This is a genomic window from Candidatus Leptovillus gracilis, from assembly GCA_016716065.1.
GTDB lineage: Bacteria > Chloroflexota > Anaerolineae > Promineifilales > Promineifilaceae > Leptovillus > Leptovillus gracilis.
Genome location: JADJXA010000010.1, coordinates 93,222 through 113,817, shown reverse-complemented (window position 1 = coordinate 113,817; position 20,596 = coordinate 93,222). Strand labels below are relative to the sequence as shown.

The 20,596-nt window shown below is 56.3% G+C and carries 19 protein-coding genes and 1 pseudogene; 16 read left to right on the top strand and 4 right to left on the bottom strand.

Annotated features, from left to right (window positions below):
• Positions 1-194: 194 nt before the first annotated feature.
• From aceK to IPM39_20855, 8 genes are all read left to right on the top strand, one after another.
• A complete protein-coding gene (aceK, locus tag IPM39_20890) occupies positions 195-1,928 on the top strand; it encodes a bifunctional isocitrate dehydrogenase kinase/phosphatase (protein ID MBK8988492.1) in 1,734 nt (577 codons plus the stop codon).
• A 36-nt stretch (positions 1,929-1,964) separates the two neighbouring features.
• Positions 1,965-2,798, top strand: a complete 834-nt coding sequence (locus tag IPM39_20885) for a methyltransferase domain-containing protein (GenBank protein ID MBK8988491.1) — start codon at positions 1,965-1,967, stop codon at positions 2,796-2,798.
• A complete protein-coding gene (locus IPM39_20880; protein MBK8988490.1) occupies positions 2,795-3,301 on the top strand; it encodes a hypothetical protein in 507 nt (168 codons plus the stop codon). Before IPM39_20885 ends, IPM39_20880 begins: the two co-directional genes overlap by 4 nt.
• Before the next feature lie 2 nt (positions 3,302-3,303).
• Positions 3,304-3,942: a deoxynucleoside kinase gene (locus IPM39_20875; GenBank protein ID MBK8988489.1), complete on the top strand. Its 639-nt coding sequence runs from the start codon at positions 3,304-3,306 to the stop codon at positions 3,940-3,942.
• Positions 3,943-4,167: 225 nt separating this feature from the next.
• Positions 4,168-4,368, top strand: coding sequence for a 30S ribosomal protein S21 (gene rpsU, locus IPM39_20870; protein ID MBK8988488.1), 201 nt, complete (start codon positions 4,168-4,170; stop codon positions 4,366-4,368).
• A 540-nt stretch (positions 4,369-4,908) separates the two neighbouring features.
• Entirely contained in the window at positions 4,909-5,853 is a 945-nt protein-coding gene (locus tag IPM39_20865) for a hypothetical protein (protein ID MBK8988487.1), read from the top strand.
• 152 nt (positions 5,854-6,005) lie between these two features.
• On the top strand, positions 6,006-7,847 hold the full coding sequence (locus IPM39_20860) for an ABC transporter ATP-binding protein (protein ID MBK8988486.1): 1,842 nt from the start codon (positions 6,006-6,008) through the stop codon (positions 7,845-7,847).
• Between the two features lie 833 nt (positions 7,848-8,680).
• Complete coding sequence (locus tag IPM39_20855) at positions 8,681-9,859, top strand: ABC transporter ATP-binding protein (GenBank protein MBK8988485.1); 1,179 nt, start codon at positions 8,681-8,683, stop codon at positions 9,857-9,859.
• A gap of 58 nt (positions 9,860-9,917) precedes the next feature.
• Here IPM39_20855 and IPM39_20850 read toward each other — a convergent pair whose 3' ends face one another.
• From IPM39_20850 to IPM39_20840, 3 genes are all read right to left on the bottom strand, one after another.
• Entirely contained in the window at positions 9,918-10,136 is a 219-nt protein-coding gene (locus IPM39_20850) for a YgiT-type zinc finger protein (protein ID MBK8988484.1), read from the bottom strand.
• A gap of 205 nt (positions 10,137-10,341) precedes the next feature.
• Positions 10,342-10,734: a hypothetical protein gene (locus IPM39_20845; protein MBK8988483.1), complete on the bottom strand. Its 393-nt coding sequence runs from the start codon at positions 10,732-10,734 to the stop codon at positions 10,342-10,344.
• A 92-nt stretch (positions 10,735-10,826) separates the two neighbouring features.
• Complete coding sequence (locus IPM39_20840) at positions 10,827-11,732, bottom strand: carbohydrate kinase family protein (protein ID MBK8988482.1); 906 nt, start codon at positions 11,730-11,732, stop codon at positions 10,827-10,829.
• Between the two features lie 81 nt (positions 11,733-11,813).
• Here IPM39_20840 and IPM39_20835 point away from each other — a divergent pair, with 81 nt between their 5' ends.
• The 4 genes from IPM39_20835 (at position 11,814) to IPM39_20820 (ending at position 15,565) form a co-directional block, all read left to right on the top strand.
• A complete protein-coding gene (locus IPM39_20835; GenBank protein MBK8988481.1) occupies positions 11,814-12,938 on the top strand; it encodes an aminotransferase class I/II-fold pyridoxal phosphate-dependent enzyme in 1,125 nt (374 codons plus the stop codon).
• Between the two features lie 18 nt (positions 12,939-12,956).
• Positions 12,957-13,502: an NUDIX domain-containing protein gene (locus IPM39_20830; GenBank protein MBK8988480.1), complete on the top strand. Its 546-nt coding sequence runs from the start codon at positions 12,957-12,959 to the stop codon at positions 13,500-13,502.
• A 401-nt stretch (positions 13,503-13,903) separates the two neighbouring features.
• Positions 13,904-14,881: a protein-methionine-sulfoxide reductase catalytic subunit MsrP gene (msrP, locus tag IPM39_20825; GenBank protein ID MBK8988479.1), complete on the top strand. Its 978-nt coding sequence runs from the start codon at positions 13,904-13,906 to the stop codon at positions 14,879-14,881.
• Positions 14,882-14,887: 6 nt separating this feature from the next.
• Positions 14,888-15,565: a sulfoxide reductase heme-binding subunit YedZ gene (locus tag IPM39_20820; protein MBK8988478.1), complete on the top strand. Its 678-nt coding sequence runs from the start codon at positions 14,888-14,890 to the stop codon at positions 15,563-15,565.
• Here the strand turns inward: IPM39_20820 and IPM39_20815 are convergent.
• Positions 15,524-15,916: a DUF1294 domain-containing protein gene (locus IPM39_20815; GenBank protein MBK8988477.1), complete on the bottom strand. Its 393-nt coding sequence runs from the start codon at positions 15,914-15,916 to the stop codon at positions 15,524-15,526. The genes IPM39_20820 and IPM39_20815 overlap by 42 nt on opposite strands.
• A 269-nt stretch (positions 15,917-16,185) precedes the next feature.
• On the opposite strand from IPM39_20815, the gene IPM39_20810 reads away from it, so the two are divergent.
• The 4 genes and pseudogenes from IPM39_20810 to IPM39_20795 all read left to right on the top strand — a co-directional run bounded on the left by IPM39_20810 (position 16,186) and on the right by IPM39_20795 (position 20,595).
• Positions 16,186-16,851, top strand: coding sequence for a TrkA family potassium uptake protein (locus tag IPM39_20810; GenBank protein MBK8988476.1), 666 nt, complete (start codon positions 16,186-16,188; stop codon positions 16,849-16,851).
• Positions 16,848-18,247 (top strand): annotated as a pseudogene (locus IPM39_20805) (potassium transporter). The gene IPM39_20810 and the pseudogene IPM39_20805 overlap by 4 nt, the downstream one beginning before the upstream one ends.
• A gap of 294 nt (positions 18,248-18,541) precedes the next feature.
• Positions 18,542-19,582 carry an ABC transporter ATP-binding protein gene (locus tag IPM39_20800; protein ID MBK8988475.1) on the top strand — a complete coding sequence of 347 codons (1,041 nt, stop codon included), beginning with the start codon at positions 18,542-18,544 and terminating at the stop codon, positions 19,580-19,582.
• The gene (locus IPM39_20795) at positions 19,579-20,595 is read left to right on the top strand and encodes a dipeptide ABC transporter ATP-binding protein (GenBank protein MBK8988474.1); all 1,017 of its coding nucleotides are present in this window, start codon (positions 19,579-19,581) and stop codon (positions 20,593-20,595) included. Before IPM39_20800 ends, IPM39_20795 begins: the two co-directional genes overlap by 4 nt.
• Position 20,596 lies beyond the last annotated feature (1 nt).

Here is a 20,596-nt window from a genome sequence, read left to right as displayed (position 1 = left end):
CTGACGTATGACCAACGGCCGTAGCCTTCCTTAACCGCTCCATTTTAAGCCAATTTGTGCTGCCGGCAATGCTTTTAGACGTTTGCCACATCCGCGCTACAATAAGGCTAGTTTATTGTAAGCTCACCGTACTGAACACTGAACACTGAACACTGCATACTGAACACTGCATACCTTCTCTCCAGGGATGACACATGGCCCAATTCACCGACAGTCGTCTGGCCAACATGGCGGCGCAAATCATTTATGATGCTTTTGATCGGTACAACACCCAATTCAAAATTTATACCCACCAGGCGAAGGTGTTGTTTGAAGTGCGCGATTGGCGCGCCGGGCAGCAAAATGCCCGCGCCCGGCTGGACCTATACCGCCAGGTGATTGACGATCTGGAAAAGAACACACGCCAGATTTTGGGGGACCGGGTGCAGAGTACGGCCGTGTGGGCCGGGGCCAAAGCGGTGTATTCCGGGTTGATTACGGCGCGGGACGATTGGGAGCAGGCGGAGACGTTTTTTAACTCTGTGACGCGGCGTATCTTTACGACGGTGGGCGTGGATGAACAACTTGAATTTGTCGCTACCGATTTCGACACGCCGCCGACGCCGTCGCGGCAGCCCGTTTACCAAACCTTTAACCGTGCTACCTCTACGGCCGATTTATTCACTAAAATTCTGACGGCCTATGCGTTTGACACACCCTATGAAAACATAAAACGAGACGCCCGCCTGGTGGCCCAGGCAGTGGAAGCGCGTTTGCGCGACATTGGCGCGCTGCGCTTTGTCAGCCGGGTGGAGACGGTGCGTTCGGTTTTTTTTCGGGGCAAAGGGGCCTATCTGGTCGGGCGCATGTTCAGCGCTTCGCACATCATCCCCCTGGCGTTGGCGCTGTTGAATACGCCGCAGGGGGTGGTGGTGGACGCGGTGATGCTGGACGAAAATGACCTGAGCATTTTGTTTAGTTTTACCCGCTCCTATTTTCAGGTGGAGGTGGAACGGCCGTATGACTTGGTGCGCTTCCTTAAATCCATCATCCCGCGTAAACGTGACGCCGAGTTGTACATCTCCATCGGCTACAACAAACATGGCAAGACAGAGTTGTACCGCGACCTGCTGCAACATCTGGCTGCGTCCAACGACAAATTTGAGATTGCTCGCGGCGAAAAAGGCATGGTGATGACTGTGTTTGCTATGCCCGCCTTCGACGTGGTTTTTAAGCTGATCAAGGATCGCTTTGCTTATCCCAAGAAAAATACCCGCCAGGATGTGAAAGACAAATATAAACTGGTCTTCCGCCATGATCGCGCCGGGCGGCTGGTGGACGCGCAGGAATTTGAGTTTCTAAAATTTGAGCGTGACCGCTTTGAAGCAGACTTGTTAGCCGAGCTGCAAGCGGTGGCCGCCAGCACCGTGCAGATCGAAGCGGATCACGTCATCATCTGCCACTGCTACGTGGAGCGGGCTATCATCCCGCTGAACATTTACCTGAGTGAGGCGACGGAAGAAGCGGCTGTCGCCGCCGCCATTGATTATGGCTACGCCATCAAAGACATGGCGGTGAGCAATATCTTCCCCGGTGACATGTTGTTGAAGAATTTTGGCGTCACCCGGCACGGCCGTGTGATTTTTTATGATTACGATGAATTGTGCCTGCTAGACACCTGTAATTTCCGCAAGATGCCCCAGTCGGCATATTATGAAGACGATCTGGCCTCCGAACCCTGGTTCACCGTCAACGACAACGATTATTTCCCGGAGGAGTTTGAGCATTTTATGGGGCTGTCGGGGCGTATCCGCGAAGCGTTTCTGGCGCATCACGCCGACCTTTTTGACCTGGCTTATTGGCATTCCGTACAGGGGCGGTTGAAGGATGGGGAAGTGATTGACATTTTCCCCTATGCGCCGCACCAACGGCTGAAAAACATGTCCTGAACAAAGCGTTGACAAGTCTGCAATACAAAGATTTTTATGTCTACAAAACCACTGTTTCAAGATAAGTCCTATTTGCGTGAGCAGCAGTACCGCACGTCGCGGAACTTGGAGGCGCGGGTGGCGCTGCACCGCGATTTCAGCACCAACCCGTATGATTGGCAAATGTGGGTGTTTGATCAATTGGCGCTGGAACCGGGCACGGCCGTTTTAGAATGCGGTTGTGGTCCTGGCTGGCTGTGGCGACACAATCTGGACCGTATTCCGGCTGGCTGCGCCATCACCCTCACCGACCTGTCGCCGGGCATGGTCGCCGAAGCACAGTCGGCGGTCGCCGAGGCAGAAGCGGCTTTTGCCGGCCGGCCTGGCTTCCATTTCCAGACAGCCAGCATCGAAGATCTACCCTTCGCCGACGCCAGCTTCGACGTGGTGGTCGCCAACCACATGCTCTACCATGTGCCAGACTTACCCCAGGCATTGCGCGAAGTGCGGCGGGTGCTGAAGGCCAACGGCCGTTTCTTCGCCGCCACCAACGGCGACAGCCACATGCGCGAACTCAGAGAACTGGCCCGCCAATTTGCCCCCGGTCTGCTCAATACCTGGCCGCAACTGGCGTTTCGGCTGGAAAATGGCCGTGCCCTACTCGCTGCCACCTTCGACACAGTAGACCTGGTGTTGTACGCGGATGGTTTGCGGGTAACGGCCGTTGCCCCCCTGCTGGCCTACCTGCACTCCATGTCCCTGGCGCAGCTCATAACACCAGAGGACGCTGCTGCTCTGGAACAGCACCTCCAGGAGATGATCACCGCCCGGGGCGCCTATCACATCCAAAAAGAAACGGGACTCTTCATCGCCCATCAAGGAGCAGTATGACCGATTTTTTACCCACCGGAATGGCCGCGCCGCTGTTTACGTTGACGGCCGTTTACACCGAAACCCCCATCACTCCCGGCAAATACCGCGGGCGGCCGGTCTTGCTCACCTTTAGCGATTACCAGACCGCCCACACCATCCAGGACTTGGTCAAAACAGTACGCCGCCGCTACGACGATCCACAGCAGTTGATGATTTTAAACGTCATAGATTTCCGCGGCGTGCCTCGCCTGATGCGGGGGCCATCGCAGCGCATCATGAACACCATCTATGAACAAGCCGCCCGCCAAATCCCCAAAGAGTACAACCCCGATGACCACCTGATTATCCTGCCAGATTGGGAAGGCAAGGTGTGCCAGGCTTACCGGGTTCCAGACATTCGCCGCCACCTGGCCCTGGCTTTGTTGAATGGCGACGGTCAAATCTACAGCACCTATTACGGGCCAGACAGCGGCGCAACGGCCGTGCGCCAGACCACTGCTCTGATCGAGGCCCAACAGTAAGCATGGAAACCTACTTCATCACCATCGCCGGCAACATCGGCGTCGGCAAATCCACCCTGGTACGCCTGCTTACCCAACGGCTGGCCTGGGAACCGGTTTATGAAGCCGTCGAAGAAAACCCCTACCTGGCCGACTTTTACCAGGACATGCCCCAATGGAGCTTTCAATCACAGGTATTCTTCCTTTCCCGGAGGCTGCGCCAACACCACAGCCTGCTGCAGCTCAGCAAATCCGTCGTGCAGGACCGCAGCGTCTACGAAGACGCCGAAATCTTCGCCCGCAACCTCTACGACCAGGGCCACATGAGCGAACGCGATTGGAACTGCTACTTCGATCTGTATCGTACCCTGGCGACTTTGCTGCGCCCGCCCGATCTGGTCATTTACCTGCGCGCTTCGGTACCCACACTGCGCCGCCGCATCGAACAACGCGGCCGTGATTACGAGCAAGAAATAGGCGCCGCCTACCTGGACCGCCTGAACAAACTGTATGATCGCTGGTCAGACGCCTTCCGCCTGAGTCCGGTACTCACCGTAGACACCGATAACCTCAATTACGTCCAGTACGACGAACATCTGGACCAAATCTGGCACAAAATCGAAGATCGTCTGCAAGGCAAAGATTATTTGGCTCTGCGATAATTTGACACAGACATCCTCTGGCGGTAGACTGGAGAGTCGAAGTGTGGCCTGCCACATATTACAAGATTGCTAGGCGCCATCCCGCCCCCGCGAATGGTAGCTTTTACCTTCGTTATCAACTAGCCGCAGACTTTCATCCTAACCAGGGAACAATCATTTATTTCCTCTGGATGTGGTTGTCTGCGTTTGTAGGGATGAGACCAGACACGAGGAGGTGAGGAAAACTTGCCCAAGGTCGAATTACGACACAATGAATCGCAAGAGCAGCTGCTCCGGCGTTTTCGCAAAGAAGTCATGAAAAGCAAAGTATTGGCCGACGTGCGCCGCAAGCGCTGGTTCGTCTCCAAGAGCGAAGTTAAACGCATCAAAATGAAGAAGGCGGCCCGTCGTCAACGCCGCGTTTCACGACAGGTTCCAACTACCTGATCCCCCACTTGGCATACGGAAGATTGGACAAATCTCAGAAGATTTGTCCAATCTAAACGTGTAGATTATTCAAATCTCGTTCCTAAAATCTCCGCGTAACGGCCGTTAACGGAGATTTTTGCCTTTAAAAGGGGCTTGACCACGACAGTCAGCCTGTGGTAGACTGTCGCTTGTCTGATTAGAAGACACAACACTACATTTTGAGGAGGTACTGACATGATGCAAAAATTGAATGAAGTCCAGGTGCGCGAATTGAATATGCGTCGTGTGAGTACGCCTGTTTGCCGGTAAGCTGTTTTGGGTAATCTTTCAGCCCTAAACTGAATAACGGCAGCGATCTGCCAAGAGCTGGCGGCAGCCACGGTTCACACGACGTTGACCCGTGGCTTTTTTGATCCAGTTGGGAGTTGATAGTGGTTAGTTGTTAGCCACCGTAAGCCACGGGACATTGATTTGTTCGGTGGCTTTTTTATTTTAAATCAACCCATCGGGCGGCTCACGAGCCATTCCGCCCACGAAAACAGGATTATCAGACTGACAATGAGTACAACTGACTGGCAAGAACTATTTGCCGATTATGAATATACTGACAACGGCCGTTCCGCCCATCGCCAACACAAACGGCCACAAAAAGCAAAACCACAACCTTTCGCCGCCGAGATGGTAGCCATGGACGACGGCGTTGAGAGTTGGGTTCCTACCTACGCCGCCAGCCTGGACCCACAACACCACGAGCGTCACTGGCTGATCAGCTCCCTGGAGCATTTCTACCGCGAAAACGTCATCACCGACGTAACGCGGTTGGTGAAGGGCGGCAAAGAGGCCAACGTCTACACCTGCCTGGCCAACCCGGCCACCGGCTACGAACTGGTAGCCGCCAAACTGTACCGCGAGCGTATGCTGCGCAGCCTGAAGAACGACGCCATCTACAAAGAGGGACGAATGCTGCGCGACGCCCAGGGTAAACAGATTCGCAGCCGACGGGAGAGAACGGCCGTTCTCAACAAAACAGGTTATGGCCTGCACCTGGACTTCATGATGTGGGTGGGCGCCGAGTTCCGCGCCCAAACCCTGCTCTACGAAGCCGGCGCCGACGTGCCCAAGCCCATCGGACACAACGGCCACACCATCCTGATGGAATTCGTCGGTGACGAGTACGGCGCAGCGCCGGCGCTCAACGAAATCACCCTGGACCGCAAAGAAGCTGGCCCCCTGTTCCAACGGGTGATGGATAACGTACATCTGCTGCTCAACCATCACCTCATCCATGGCGATCTATCCGCCTACAACATCCTCTACTGGGATGGCGACATCTGCCTGATAGATTTTCCCCAGGTGGTGGATGCCCGCGTTAACCCGCACGCCCTGGACCTACTCCAGCGTGACGTGACCCGCGTTTGCGACTATTTCGCCCGCTTCGGCGTTAGCGCCAACCCGGTGGAAATCACGCTGGAAATGTGGCAACCGTATATCAATGGAGAGTAGAGATTGGTTAGTTGGTTGGGTTTGTTAACCAGCCAACTAACCAACTAGTACACCTCGGCATAAATAACGCGCGAGTTTTTTGTCGGGCGATTTACAAAATCGTTCTACATACTGTCGGCTTATTTCTGCCATTGTGTACTAGCCAACCCCTTATGAAACAACACAGCCTGAACTTTTTGTGGATTTACTTACGGCCGTTTTTTCCCCGTGTTTTTTTATTGGGGCTGCTGCTGCTGCTGGGCATTGGCCTGCAACTGTTCGCGCCCCAGGTGATCCGCCGCTTTTTGGATGCAGCGCAAACCGGCGCGGCGGCCGGCGAGTTGGTGACGATGGGACTGCTCTTTTTGCTCGTCGTCGTCGGGCAGAAGGGCGTCAACCTGGTGAACACCTACCTGGGCGAAGACCTGGGCTGGGCGTCCACCAATCGGCTGCGCGCCGACCTGGCCGCCCACACCATGCGCCTGGACATGGGCTTCCACAAGCTGCGCACCCCCGGCGAAATCATCGAGCGCATTGATGGCGACGTGGGCCACCTGGCCGAATACTTCTCGCAGTTGATCATTCACGTATTGAGCAACGCCCTGCTGCTCATCGGCGTGTTGGCCCTGCTGTTCCGCGAAGATTGGCGTTTTGGGCTGATTGGCCTGACCTACGCGCTGGTAACGGTGATCTTCCTGCGCCTCATCCAAAACCCGATGGTGAGCTTCTGGCGTGACATTAGCCAGACCAGCGCCAGCCTGTTTGGCTACCTGGAAGAGCGCTTCGGCGGCACAGAGGATATTCGCGCCAACGGTGGCGAAGCCTATGTGCTGGCCGGGCTGTATCCGCTGCACGCCCGCATCGCCCGGCAGCGGGTGCGCGTTGATCTGTTCGGCGGCTTCACCTTTGCCACCGGCCAATTGTTGTACATCCTGGCGCTGGCGGCCACCCTGGGGTTGGCCGCCGCGCTCTATTTGCGCGGCGAGATGACTATCGGCACAGTGTATCTAATGACTTTTTACATCGGTTTGATGGAAGGTCCCATCAAGTACATTCGCCGGCAAATGGGGAACTTGCAGCGGGCGCTGGCGAGCATCGGCCGGATCAACGAATTTTTTCAGCTGCGGCCAGAGGTGAAGGATGAAGGAACGGCCGTTCTGCCCCATATCGCGCCGTCTGTTGCCTTCAACGGCGTGTGCTTCGCCTACAAAGACCAACCCGTAAACCGTGGGCCGAATGACGACTCGCTCAACACAGAACACGAAACCCAAAACACCGAATACGGGTTACGGAACACGGCTTACGTCCTAAACGACATCACCTTCACCCTTGAACCCGGTAAAGTCCTGGGCATCCTGGGCCGCACGGGCAGCGGTAAAACGACGCTGACGCGGCTGCTCTTTCGCCTCTATGACGTGGATGAGGGCGGGATTAGGCTGCACGGCCGTGACCTGCGCGCCGTCCAGTTAAGCAATTTGCGCCAGCACGTGGGCATGGTGACACAAGACGTGCAGTTGTTCGAGGCGACCGTGCGTGACAACCTGACCCTTTTCCGCGACCGCGTTCGCGACCATTCCCGCCCACCCATCGCCGACGCCGACATCATTGCCGCCCTTGAGACGTTGGGGCTGGGCGATTGGCTGCGTGCCTTGCCGGATGGTCTGGACACGGTGCTGCAATCGGGCGGGCAAGGGCTGTCGGCCGGGCAGTCGCAGCTTCTGGCCTTTACGCGGGTCTTCCTGCGCGACCCAAAGCTGGTGATTTTGGACGAGGCGTCTTCGCGGCTGGACCCGGCGACGGAGCAGTTGTTGGAGAAAGCGATTGACCGACTGCTAGACGGCCGTACCGGCATCATCATCGCCCATCGCCTGCGCACGGTGCAGCGGGCGGATGATATATTGATTCTGGAAAACGGCCGTGTCCTGGAAAACGGACCACGCAGCCGCTTAGCCAACGACTCAACCTCGCGCTTCTACCGCCTGCTGCAAACCGGGCTGGAAGAGATGTTGGCGTGAGCCGTAAGCCGTAAACCGTGAGCCGTAAGCCGTAAACCGTGAGCCGCAAGACGGAATACGCAACACAACAAACTATGAACAAACACAAACTCCCCATTTTCACTGGAACCTGGGCGCTGATTCGTTTTCGGCCGTGGGCGTTTCTGGTGGGAGTGGCGGGCATTAGTTACGCCTTTGTCACCCGGCTGATTCCCGGCTTGCTGGAAAGGTCGGTGTATGATCAACTCACCGGCGAGGCGGAAGCCATCGCCCCCATTTATCTCCTGCTGACGCTATTGGTCGTTACCGAGACCATTCGCCTGGGGGCCGACACGGCTGGACATTGGGGCAGCGCCAAAGTGCGTATGGCCGGGAATTCGCTCATGCGCCAGAACATCACCCAAAACGTGCTGCGCAAACCGGGCGCATCGCCGCTGCCGGTGTCCACCGGCGATGCCATGAACCGCCTGAACAACGACCTGGGCGACTTCGCCGATTTCCCGACCTGGATTCCCGAACTGGTTGGGCACGGGTTGTTCACCCTGTTTGCCCTGGCGATTATGTTCCGTATTGCGCCGTTGATCACGGCCGTTACCCTCATCCCACTCGTTGGCGTTTTTTTCCTCAACCGCTTTGCCTGGCAGCGCTTCCTTACTTACAGCCACGCCAGCCGCGCCGCCTCCAGCCGCGTCACCGGCTTCCTGGGCGAAATGTTTGGCGCCATCCAGGCCCTCAAAATCGCCGATGCCGAGGCCGGCACGCTGGCCTACTTCGACGAATTGAATGAAACACGTCGCCGCACCAACGTGCGCTACGGCGTGTTCTATGCCCTTTTCCAGGCCATCTCCGACAACATGGGCGATGTGGCGGTGGCGCTGATGGTGGTGATGGCCGGGATTGGTCTGGCGCAAGGCACGTTTACCGTCGGTGATTTTGTCTTGTTCAGCAGCTATTTGTTCTTCGTCAGCCGCTTTCCGGCGACCATCGGCAGCTATATTTCCGAGGTGGCGCAGCAGCGGGTGGTGCTGGACCGGATGCAGGCCATCACCCCAGACGCCCCGCCGGAAAGCCTGGTGGCCCATGCCGATTTGCATGAAGAGATGCACCACGGAGGCACGGCGGGCACGGAGAAAAGAGGGGTGGAGGCAGCAGGGGCAACGGCCGTTACCCCCCTGCAAGTGTTGGAAGTGAAAAACCTATCTTATCGTTTTCCATATTCCGTGAACCGTAATCCGTCAATCGGAACCGGCAACCCGGAATACGGCTCACGGAATATGGCTCACGGATTACGGATTACGCAACACGGCATCCACGACATCTCCCTCACCATCCCGCGCGGCTCCTTCACCGTCATCACCGGGCGGATCGGGTCGGGCAAGACGACGCTGCTGCGGGTGTTGTTGGGGCTGCTGCCCCAAGATGGCGGCGAGATTTTGTGGAACGGCGAATTGGTGACGGACCCGGCGACCTTCTTCACGCCGCCGCGCAGCGCTTATACGCCCCAAGCGCCGCGCCTGTTCAGCGAGACATTGCGCCGCAACATTCTGCTGGGTATGCCGGAGGATGCGGTGGATATGGAGCGGGTGGTGGAAACGGCCGTTCTCACCGCCGACATCGCCCAGTTAGAAAACGGGCTGGACACCATCGTTGGGCCGCGCGGCGTGCGGCTGTCTGGCGGACAGGTGCAGCGCGCCGCCGCCGCCCGCATGTTGGCCCGCCCCGCCGACCTGTTGGTCTTCGACGACCTCTCCAGCGCCCTGGACGTGGAGACGGAAAAGACGTTGTGGGAACGATTGTTGGCATTGCGGATTGCGGATGTCGGATTGCGGGATGGAAAACAATTCGAAATCCGCAATCAAATATCCGCAATCACCTGCCTGGTGGTTTCGCACCGGCGGCTGGCCTGGCAGCAGGCGGACCAGATCGTGGTGCTGAAAGACGGCCGTATCGAAGCCCAGGGCGCGCTGGACCACCTGCTGGCGACATCGCCAGAAATGCAGCGCCTCTGGCACGGGGACATCAACAGCGCCTAAGTGAAACAGGCATACTTGCGTGTTCACTGAACACCGACTACTGAACACTGAACACCTCTTACTCTTCTTCCTCCCCTTGCACCGTATCCAGGTGTTCCAACATGTCCTCGATAGCTTCGCCGACCTCTTCTTCCACTTCGGTGTAGTCGCATTTTTCGCAGTACCAGGTGGGCACTTCTTCCAGGCGAAGCTGCTGGCCGTTTTCCATTTCTACGATGTAGTCCAACAACTCTTCGCGCATTTCGCCGCGGCAGTAGGGGCACTTCATTGATTTCATGGCTGCTCCAAAAAGCAACCACCCTGGACCGGTTTCCTTCCCGAAACCGACCAGGGTGGTTGACATCAGTTGTGAGGCTGTTTTTGTGTTGGCTCCCACAAGCCCAGAGACGGCCGTTGCTAACAGCCCCTCACATCAACGCCAACGACTGTTTTCGGAGGTAAACGGCCGTTGGCGCTGCAAACTGCATCTTAAATGATTCGACCTAGGCCAACTGCTTCGCCATCGCAACCCAATGGGCCGGATCAACGGCCTGCCAATCGGCGACTTTGGCGATGACCTTCACCTCTTCTGGTTTGGTGGCGGCCAGCTTGGCGAAGGTATTGATGCCGGCTTCGTTTAACCGCCGGGCAAACGTCGGGCCAATGCCATTGATCAGGGTCAGATCGTCCGGTTTTACCGACGTGGCAACTGGCGGCAATGGTTCTACAACTTCTTTTTTTATTGCTTCGGTTTTCGCAACTTCTGTTACTACAACTTCTGGCTGCTCCGGCAGGGCTTTACCCACCGTCGCCAGGCGTTCAAAAGCCAGGCTTACCAACCCGGCAAATAAATTGAGGTAATTTTTTGGCATGACAACTTCTAACATTGCCCGCATCTCCTTCTGTGGTTCAGATTAGCTATACTCTTTTTATGACGCACTGCATCATTGTAGCACACAACGGCCGTGTTTGTGAAGTCTTTCACACGTCAATTTAGGCGATCCACCCAGGCGGCCAGTTCGGCGGCAGTTAGAAAGCCGTTGGCCGCGCCGGTTTCGCCAATTTTGTACGAGGCAAAGACCACCGCCTGGCGCAAAGCGTTGTAAGGATTGCCAGTCTGGTGGTAGATGTGAATGAAGGCAGAAAAGAGAGCGTCCCCGGCGCCAATGGTGTTGACAACGGGGCGGGTGGCAGCGGCCGTTACCCTTTCCAGCGCGCCATCCCCCTTCACCGCCAGCAGCGCCCCCTCTGCGCCCAGGCCAATGACGATAACGGCCGTGCCAAACCGCCCTTGCAGCCGCCGCGCCCACTCTTCTGGCGGGCAAGGCAGCTTCGCATCGCTCATAAATAACACATCGGCGGCCGCCATAAACTCCCGGTTATATGGATCGTCCAGATCGGCAATGGTATGCACGTCGGTAGCGATGGGCACGCCCGCCTGCCGGGCGCGCGCCAGAAGTGGGCGGCTGAAATTGATGTTACACAGCACCGCCAAATCACAGCCGGCCAAAGCTGCATCGAACCGGTCTAGCGGATAAACCTGTTCCTGAATGTCCTTCAGGTCCACGTGAATTTGCCGCCGGCCCGACGGCTCGTATAAAATCACCGATTGGGCCGTTTGCGCCAACTGCGCCAGGACGCAATCGGCCGAGATGTCCGCCTGCGCCAACGCTCGCGCCACTGTCTGCCCGGACAAATCGCCTCCAATCAACGACAGTAAACTCACCGTATCACCCAATGTCGTCAGGGCCTTGGCGACATTGTAACCAACGCCAGAGACCGCGCTGTGGACGCCCCAAAATGGATAGCGCACCGGCTCATACTGCACCGGAAACCCATCCACTTTCAACGTCGTTTCGATGTTGATCAGACCAGAGACCAGGATGTTGCTCATAAAAATCATGCTCCAAAGGGTTTGTTGCGCTATGATAGCGTGAAAGACAAAGACCAGACAGGTCTGAATGGAGGCGGTTTTATGCACATTGCCCCTTTTACCATCGAACAATTTTTTGCCGTGTACGAATTTAGCACGCCCCATATTTTGTGCGCTTCCGACTGCGAGGCGCTGACCGTGGGCGAACTGCTGGCCCTGGCCGGGGAGCCATCGGGTGGGCTGCTGGATTTGCGCCTGAGCTACACGGAATCGCAGGGCAGTCCGGCGCTGCGGGCGCAAATCGCCGCCCTTTATCCAGCCTGGTCACCGGACGACGTGGTGGTGGTGACTGCCCCGGAGGAGGGTATTTTCCTGGCGCTGCACACGCTGCTGGAGCCGGGCGACCACGTCGTCGTCCTGACGCCGGCATATGATTCGCTGCTGAATCTGGCGCAGCATGTGACGGGCAACGTGAGCCGCTGGGAGGTGGAAAAGGGGGGAAACGGCCGTTGGCAGCTCAACCTCAACCGCCTGGAACATCTCGTCACCGACCAGACCCGCCTGCTGATTGTCAACTTCCCCCACAACCCCACCGGTTTTCTGCCCACACTCGAAGAATTGCAGGCGATCATCACCATTGCCCGGCGGCATGGAGCCTGGCTCTTTTGCGACGAGATGTATCGCGGTCTGGAACTGCCCGGCCAGGAAACGCTGCCCTCGGCGGCCACGTTGTATGAACGCGCCATCGTTCTGGCCGGTTTGTCTAAAACGCACGGGCTGCCCGGTTTGCGCTCTGGCTGGCTGCTCATTCAGGACGCCGATCTGCGCGAACGGCTGATCAACTGGAAGCATTACACCACCATTTGCCCACCCGGCCCCAGCGAATTTCTGGCGCAGACCGCCCTGCGCGTCCACCAGCGGTTGGTTGCTGGCAATCAGGCTATCATCGCCGGGAATCTGGCGGTGGCCGAGGCGTTTTTCGGCCGTTGGCCGCAGATGTTCGACTGGCGGCCGCCGCTGGCCGGTTCGGTGGCCCTGGTGGGGCTGAACGCGCCCTCGGCCACCGCCTACTGCCACCAACTGGCGGCCGAGGCGGGCATTTTACTGCTGCCGAGCAGCTGCCTGGGGTACGGTGATGGGCATGTGCGCCTGGGTCTAGGCCGTCGGGATTTTGCGGCCAATCTGGCGCTCTACGAACAGCATTTACACCTGAACACTGAACACTAAACTTCTTTACTTGTGACAATGGAAACAGTAAATGACTTAACCGATTGGCTGGCGGCGCGGGGCATTGATACGTCGGCGTGGGGCACAGGCGCGGCCAAAAGCGTGGCTGACCTTTGGGAAGAGCTGCGCGGCGGTGACTGCACGCTGGCCGACAATCCACCGCGCCGGGAGGTGGCGGTGGTGCAAATTACCATCCGCCGCGGCGCGTGCGTGCTGCTGGAAATAGAGCAGGAGATGGAAAACGGCCGTTTCCGTGCCCGCAACCATCTCCCCTCTGAAAAAATAAAAACGGGAGAAGCGCTGGACTCCGCTGCCCGGCGCTGTTTGCAGGAAGAATTGGCGGTGGCAGAAACGGCCGTTACCTGGCTGCCCCACACCGACCCGCCCTACCAACAGATTGCCGATTCACCCTCTTATCCGGGTCTGCTAACAAACTACACCTTTTATCCAGTCGTCGCCCAGGTGACCGGGCTGCCAGATGGACCCTTTTGGCGCGACAACCTGGCCGCCCGGACCGGCGACCCGGTGCAGCGCCATTTGTGGGCATGGCGAGCGGCGGTTTAGGCAACGACGGAGAAAAACCCTGCTTCCCCTCTAAAATCTCCGTGAACCTCCACGTAACTTCAGAAAATTTGCAAAGATCAATCGTACACAATGGCAGAAATAAGCCGACAATTTGTAGAACGATTTTGCAAATCGTTCCGGGGCGATTTACAAAATCGCCCAACAAAAAACTCGCGCGTTATTTGTGCCGAGGTGTAATAGATAGTATCGGCTTTAGTATTATGTCAAAATCTGTGGACAAAATCTTATTGCCGATAAAGTCTATTGATGGCTATTTTGAACCATGCCCAGTTTTGTCATCATTTTGTCATCTTCTCTTTAGAAAAATATCATACTCTTCATTTACCGTTTAGCTTCTTGAAGGGCAGCACCGATAAATCTATTATCTGCGAGGGAAACGAATGCTAATCAAAAAACGTGCCACTTATGCACTACCATCTTCCGAAATTACGCCGGAATCCTTGTATTTATCACGTCGTCAGTTTATACAGGGGGCAACGGCCGTAGCCGCCGGTTCACTGTTAGCCGCATGCAGCCCCAACCCCAACACCCCCCAGGGTCGCGCCCCGGTTGGCGACACGCAGTCCATGCCCGGCGCAACCAGCGCCACTACCGATGAACTGGGCGATCCGCTCAACAGCTACGAAGACATCATCACCTACAATAATTATTACGAGTTCTCCACCGACAAAGATGGTCCGGCCAAATTAGCGCAAAATTTCGTCACCTCTCCCTGGCAAGTCACCATCGGCGGATTGGTGAACAATCCGGGCGTCTATGATGTAGACGATCTGCGCACTAAATTCGACCAGGAGGAACGCATATATCGGCTGCGCTGCGTGGAAGCCTGGTCCATGGTCATTCCCTGGATGGGTTTCCCCCTGGCAAAACTCCTGGAAGAAGTCCAGCCCACAGCCAACGCTCAATACGTGCGCTTCGAGACCCTATACGACCCCGACAACATGCCCGGTCAGAAAAGCCGCTGGTTCAGTTGGCCCTATGTCGAAGGGCTGCGTCTGGACGAGGCGATGAACGAGCTAACGCTGCTGGCCACCGGCCTTTACGGCAAGGACTTGCTGCCACAAAATGGCGCGCCCATTCGCCTGGTAATGCCCTGGAAGTATGGTTTCAAGAGCATTAAATCCATTGTCAAAATCGATCTGGTGGAGCAAAGACCCTCTTCTTTGTGGATGGACGCCGCGCCCAACGAATACGGTTTCTTCGCCAACGTCAATCCTGAAGTAGCCCACCCACGCTGGTCGCAGACCAATGAACGGCGCATCGGCGAATTAAGCCGACGCCCCACGCTAAAGTTTAATGGCTACGAGGAGCAGGTGGCTTACCTGTATGAAGGCATGAACCTGCGGGCGAATTTTTAGAGGGGTATGAAAGTGGATCGTAAACTGCAAACCCGGCTGTTACGCATTGGCGGCCATCTGGTGGCGCTTATCCCCCTGACGCTGCTGCTGCTAGATTGGCAGACAGCCAATTTTAGCCCCGACCCGGTACGCGAAATTACGCTGCGTACCGGGAAGGCGGCCATCTTGCTGCTGCTGGCTTCGTTAGCCGTAACGCCGCTCAAATTGATCTTAGGCTGGAACCAACTCCACCCGCTGCGCCGTATTTTGGGGCTGTATGCGTTTGCTTACGTCGTGCTGCACTTGTTGACGTTTGTCTGGCTGGATTATGGATTGAGTTGGCCCCTCATCAGCGAGGCCATCGTGGAAAAACGATACGCGCTGGTCGGTTTGGCCGCTTTTCTCATCTTGTTGCCCCTGGCGCTAACCTCTACCCAGGGGATGATGAAGCGGTTGGGCAAGCGATGGACCTCTCTGCACCGTTGGGTGTATCTGGCCGGAATTTTGGCTGTGCTGCATTATGTGCTGCTGGTGAAGCAGGCGTACACGCAGCCGCTTTTCCTGGCGCTGATTTTGGCGCTTTTGTTAACAGCGCGTCTACCGGCCGTTAGACGGCGGATTGTGAGTTGGCGGCGAGAGCTGAAAAGCCGGACGGTGCGCGGTTCAGCCGGAAAAATAGAGCCAATAGATGATGCCGGCATGTAAGACAACGGCTAACAGCAGCACCACGTTAAAAACCAACCGCTTCTGGCTGCTGATCTTGTGCCGAAAAATGGCCCGTCCCACGGTCTGCCCCACAAACCCACCCAACAGCGTAAACAAATGCAGCACAATTTCTGGCACGCGCTTCTGATTGGCGACGGCCAGGCTTTTGTCCAGGCCAAACAACATGAATGTTGTAACCGTCAACGACAAGACCCACACCAGGTAAAAGGGCCAGGTGGTGGTAAATGCCAGAACGCCGACAAGAACGGCCGTTACCACCAACCCCACCAACGTCGCATTCGATTGATACCGATACCGCCGGTACAAACCCGATTTAGAATTCTTCGACATCACGCATCATCCTTCACAGTCCATAAATTTCAGCTATTAGTTTACCCCACGCTCTCTAAAACGTCAGCGAGCTTCTTTGCCTGGCCGTAAAACCTCTTTATACTAGTGCCGTAGTCGGTGGTCCGTAGTTGGTAATCCGTAATCGGTGGGCGCTAACTCTGGCAAATGCCTTAACGGAATACGATTCACGAAATGCCATTGACGCAATACGGTTCACGGAATACGGTTCACAGCTACCAGCAGCATTTCACAGGTCCGAGGTTTTACTGATGGCAAAAAAGCAGCCCCAGGAATTTGCAGTGATCGGATTAGGGCGGTTTGGCAGCAGCCTGGCGCGCGCGCTGGAAGAAAACGGCCAAACCGTAATGGCAATTGACGAGAATGCCCAACTGGTGCAAAGCGTTGCCGATGAAGTGACCCATGCGGCCGTTCTGGACTCTACCAATGAAGACGCTTTGCGTACCGTAGATATTGGTTCCTTCGATACCGTCATTGTCGCCATTGGCGCCGATTTTGAAGCCAACCTCCTCACCACAGCCTCGCTCAAAAGCCTGGGCGTGCGGCGGGTTATCTGCAAGACACAAACCAGCCGACAAAAAGAGATTTTGCTGCGCGTGGGCGCCGACATGGTGGTGCAGCCCGAACAAAACAGCGCCCGCCGTCTGGCCGAAGAGCTAAGTACCCCCACCTTGCTGGAAAAATTTAACCTGAGCCAGGGCTACGCCATCGCCGAAATCGTCTTGCCGATGTGTCTGACCTGGCAAAGTCTGGCCCAAAGCGATCTGCGTAATAAACACCACCTGACTATTTTGCTCATCAAACGGGGCGACGAGGTGCTTATTTCCCCCACCGCCGACACCATTCTGCAGCAGGGCGATCTCTTGATCGTCTTTGGCGACAACCAATCCATCACCCGCTTCAGCAAACTGACATGAGCCAACACGCGCGGCCTAAAACCCGCATCGAACACTTGCGCCAGCCGGTGAAAAGTGCCCGACGACGGCCGCATCTGTCTGTGCCTGCTCGCCTGGTATTGGGTTTGGCGGTCCTGGTAGCCATTGGGACGATGCTGCTCTTGCTGCCAGGCATGACCACCCGTCCCATCACTTTTATGGATGCCTGGTTTACGGCTACATCGGCAGCGGCCATTACCGGATTAACGGTGCTGACAACCAGCACCGACTTTACGTTTCTGGGTCAGGTTATCCTGCTGATCCTCATCCAACTAGGAGGCGTGGGGTACATGGTTTTGGTCGCCCTGACACTGCAGCTCCTCGGTCGGCGCATTTCGCTGTTAGACCGCCTGGCCGTTTCCAGCTCTTTGGGGCTGGATAAACCGGCGGCCATCTTGTTTCTGCTGCGGCGCGTCATCGTGGGCATCCTGGTTATCGAAGGCATTGGCGCGCTGCTGTTGTATGCGCATTGGCGCATCAGTGGCATTGTGTCGGCCGACCAGGCCCTCTTTTATGCCATTTTCCATGCGGTATCAGCCTTCTGCAACGCCGGATTTGATCTGTTTGCCGGCCTGCCCCAGTATCCACGCGGCATCCCTGGCGACAGCATCACCCTGCTTATTTTGGGCGGTCTGGTTTTGTTGGGCGGCCTGGGTATCCCGGTTTTTTTGGATTTTTCGCAGTGGCGCGCGCGGCGGCGCTCTCTTCGCACACCCAACTGACGCTGATTGTGGTTGTGTTTTTGATTGTGCTGGGCTGGGTGGGGCTGCTGGTGGCCGAAACGCAGGTGGATGGTGTTTTAAGCGAGGCGGTCATTCGGGACCGGCTTGTTCATACCTGGTTTCAGTCCGTGTCGGCGCGCACCGCCGGATTCCCTGGGTTGGAAGATTTTGATCAGCTTTTGCCGGAGAGCCGCTTATTGGTGATGATGTTGATGTTTATCGGCTGCGCCCCAGCTTCGATGGGCGGTGGTATTACCACGGGCACGTTTGGCGTGCTGGCGATGGCTTTGTGGAGTTCGGCCAGAGGTCGGACGGCCGTGCGCTTTCGGCGGCGCACGATTATGGACGAGACGGTGCGCCGCGCCGCGGCCGTGTTGAGCATCAGCCTGGGCCTGGTCTTTATTGCCAGTTGGCTCATTTTGCTAACGCACGATCTGGCTCTGAATGAAGTGCTGTTTGAAGTGGTTTCGGCTCTGGCGACCTGCGGTTTATCGTTGGGCATTACTGGCGAGTTGAACCTGTTTGGCCGGATCATCATTATTTTTATGATGTTCTGGGGACGATTGGGAGCATTGACCATTGCCGTGGCCCTGTTCCGGCAGGAACCATCTAAGCAGTTGGTGCAGTACCCCGAAGCGCGGGTGTTAATTGGGTAGTTACGGCCGTGATTCACACAGACGGCCGTCGCCCCTGAATTGACCCTTATTTGACACCAGATTGACAGACAATGCCAACTGTTATAGAATTTTTATGAGCGCCAGACTGGCAAAACGGGAAAGATTTCCTGTTTTGTGGTCAAACCTTAACACTTGTTAAGTCCCGTTTGTTCGGGTATAGTTTCAAACTGCAAGGGAAAGGAACGATGTTCGGTGTTAATCCAATCCTCCTGATTTTAACTCTGCGCATCAGCCAAACAAATTAACAAACTATCTCACGTCAAACGGGGAAACATGACCCATTTACTTGAAGTTGAAAATCTTGTAACCAGGTTTTACACCGAAGAAGGAATTGTTCATGCAGTAAATGGCATTTCCTACACCCTGAACGAGGGTGAGGCAATGGCCATTGTCGGTGAAAGTGGGTCCGGCAAATCCGTCGGTGTCCTTTCCATCATGGGTTTGATACCTACCCCACCGGGACAGGTAGAAGCGGGCAAAGTTTTTTTTAACGGCCGTGATCTTCTTAAACTCTCCAAAGAAGAAGTACGCCATGTACGTGGTCGGGAAATGGCCATGGTCTTCCAAGACCCCATGACTTCCCTCAACCCCGTGCTAACTATCGGTCGCCAAATGACCGAAGGCCTGGAACTCCACCTGGGCATGAACCGCGACCAAGCCAACGAACGCGCCGCCGAAATGCTTGTCCTGGTCGGCCTGCCCAACGCCAAAGAACGTTTAGACGACTATCCCCATCAATTCTCCGGCGGCCAGCGCCAACGCATTGGCATCGCCATGGCCCTTTCCTGCAACCCTTCCCTCCTCATCGCCGACGAACCCACTACTGCCCTGGACGTCACCATCCAGGCCCAAATCGTAGACTTGGTCACCCGCTTGCGTAAACAACTCGGCATGGCCATCATCTGGATCACCCACGATCTGGGCGTCGTCACCAGTGTCGTTGAAAAAGTCGCCGTCATGTACTCTGGCTTCATTGTCGAGTCGGCCCCCGTCCGTGAACTTTATCGCCACACCAGCCACCCCTATACCTTAGGTCTGCTGGAATCGCTGCCCAAAATTGACGCCAAAGAGAAAAAACGCCTGATCCCTATTCAGGGTTTGCCCCCCGATCTGCTCCGAGAACCCAAGCACTGCCCCTTTGCCCCACGCTGCCGTTATGCCATACAGCGCTGCTGGGAAGAAAACCCTCCATTAGAAGCCGTAGCGCCAGAACATTATTCAGCCTGCTGGCGTTGGGAAGACATCCATGACGGTGTGCGTATCACCGCCGAAGACCTGCAACAACAAACTGCACCTGTTGGAGCGACAGCATGAACCAGACAAACAACAACGGCAGCAAAGAAGTCCTCATCAGCGTCAAAAACCTCAAAAAACATTTTCCCATTCGCCGCGGCGTCTTCCGCCGCCAGGTTGGCGCAGTTCAGGCCGTTGATGGCATCAGTTTCGACATTTACAAAGGCGAAACGCTGGGCCTGGTGGGCGAAAGCGGCTGTGGCAAATCCACCGCCGGCCGCACAATTTTGCAATTGTTAGCCCCCACAGACGGGCAAGTTTATTTCGGCCAGGAAGACCTGACCACTCTCAAGCGAAACGATTTGCGCCGCAAACGACGGCACATGCAAATGATATTCCAGGACCCCTATTCCTCACTCAATCCCCGGATGCAGGTAGGCAGCATTGTCGGTGAACCGCTGCAAATTCATGGCATCGGCAACGCCGCCAGCCGCAAAGAGCGCGTGCAAGAACTACTGAGCGTGGTCGGTCTGAACCCCTATTTTGTCAAACGTTACCCCCACGAATTCTCTGGCGGCCAGCGCCAACGCATTGGCATCGCCCGCGCCCTGGCCACCAACCCCTCCTTCATCGTCGCCGACGAACCCATTTCCGCCCTGGATGTTTCCATCCAGGCCCAGGTCGTCAATTTGTTGGACGACTTAAAGTCCGAACTCGGCCTCACCTATTTATTTATCGCCCACGACCTATCAATGGTCCGCTACATCAGCGACCGGGTCGCCGTGATGTATTTAGGACGCATCGTCGAGTTAAGCGAGCGGGATGAAGTGTATGACCATCCGCTGCATCCTTATACCCAGGCGCTGCTGTCGGCCATTCCCATTCCCGATCCAGACAAAGAAGCCACCAGAAAGCGCATTCTTCTCGAAGGCGACGTCCCCAGCCCGGCCAATCCCCCCGCCGGTTGTCGTTTCAACCCCCGCTGCTCCTTCGCCACCGATATTTGTCGCCAGGAAGACCCGGAATTCCGCAATCTGGGCACAGAAACAAAACCGCACATGGTAGCCTGCCATCACGCCGATAAATTTCTATAGA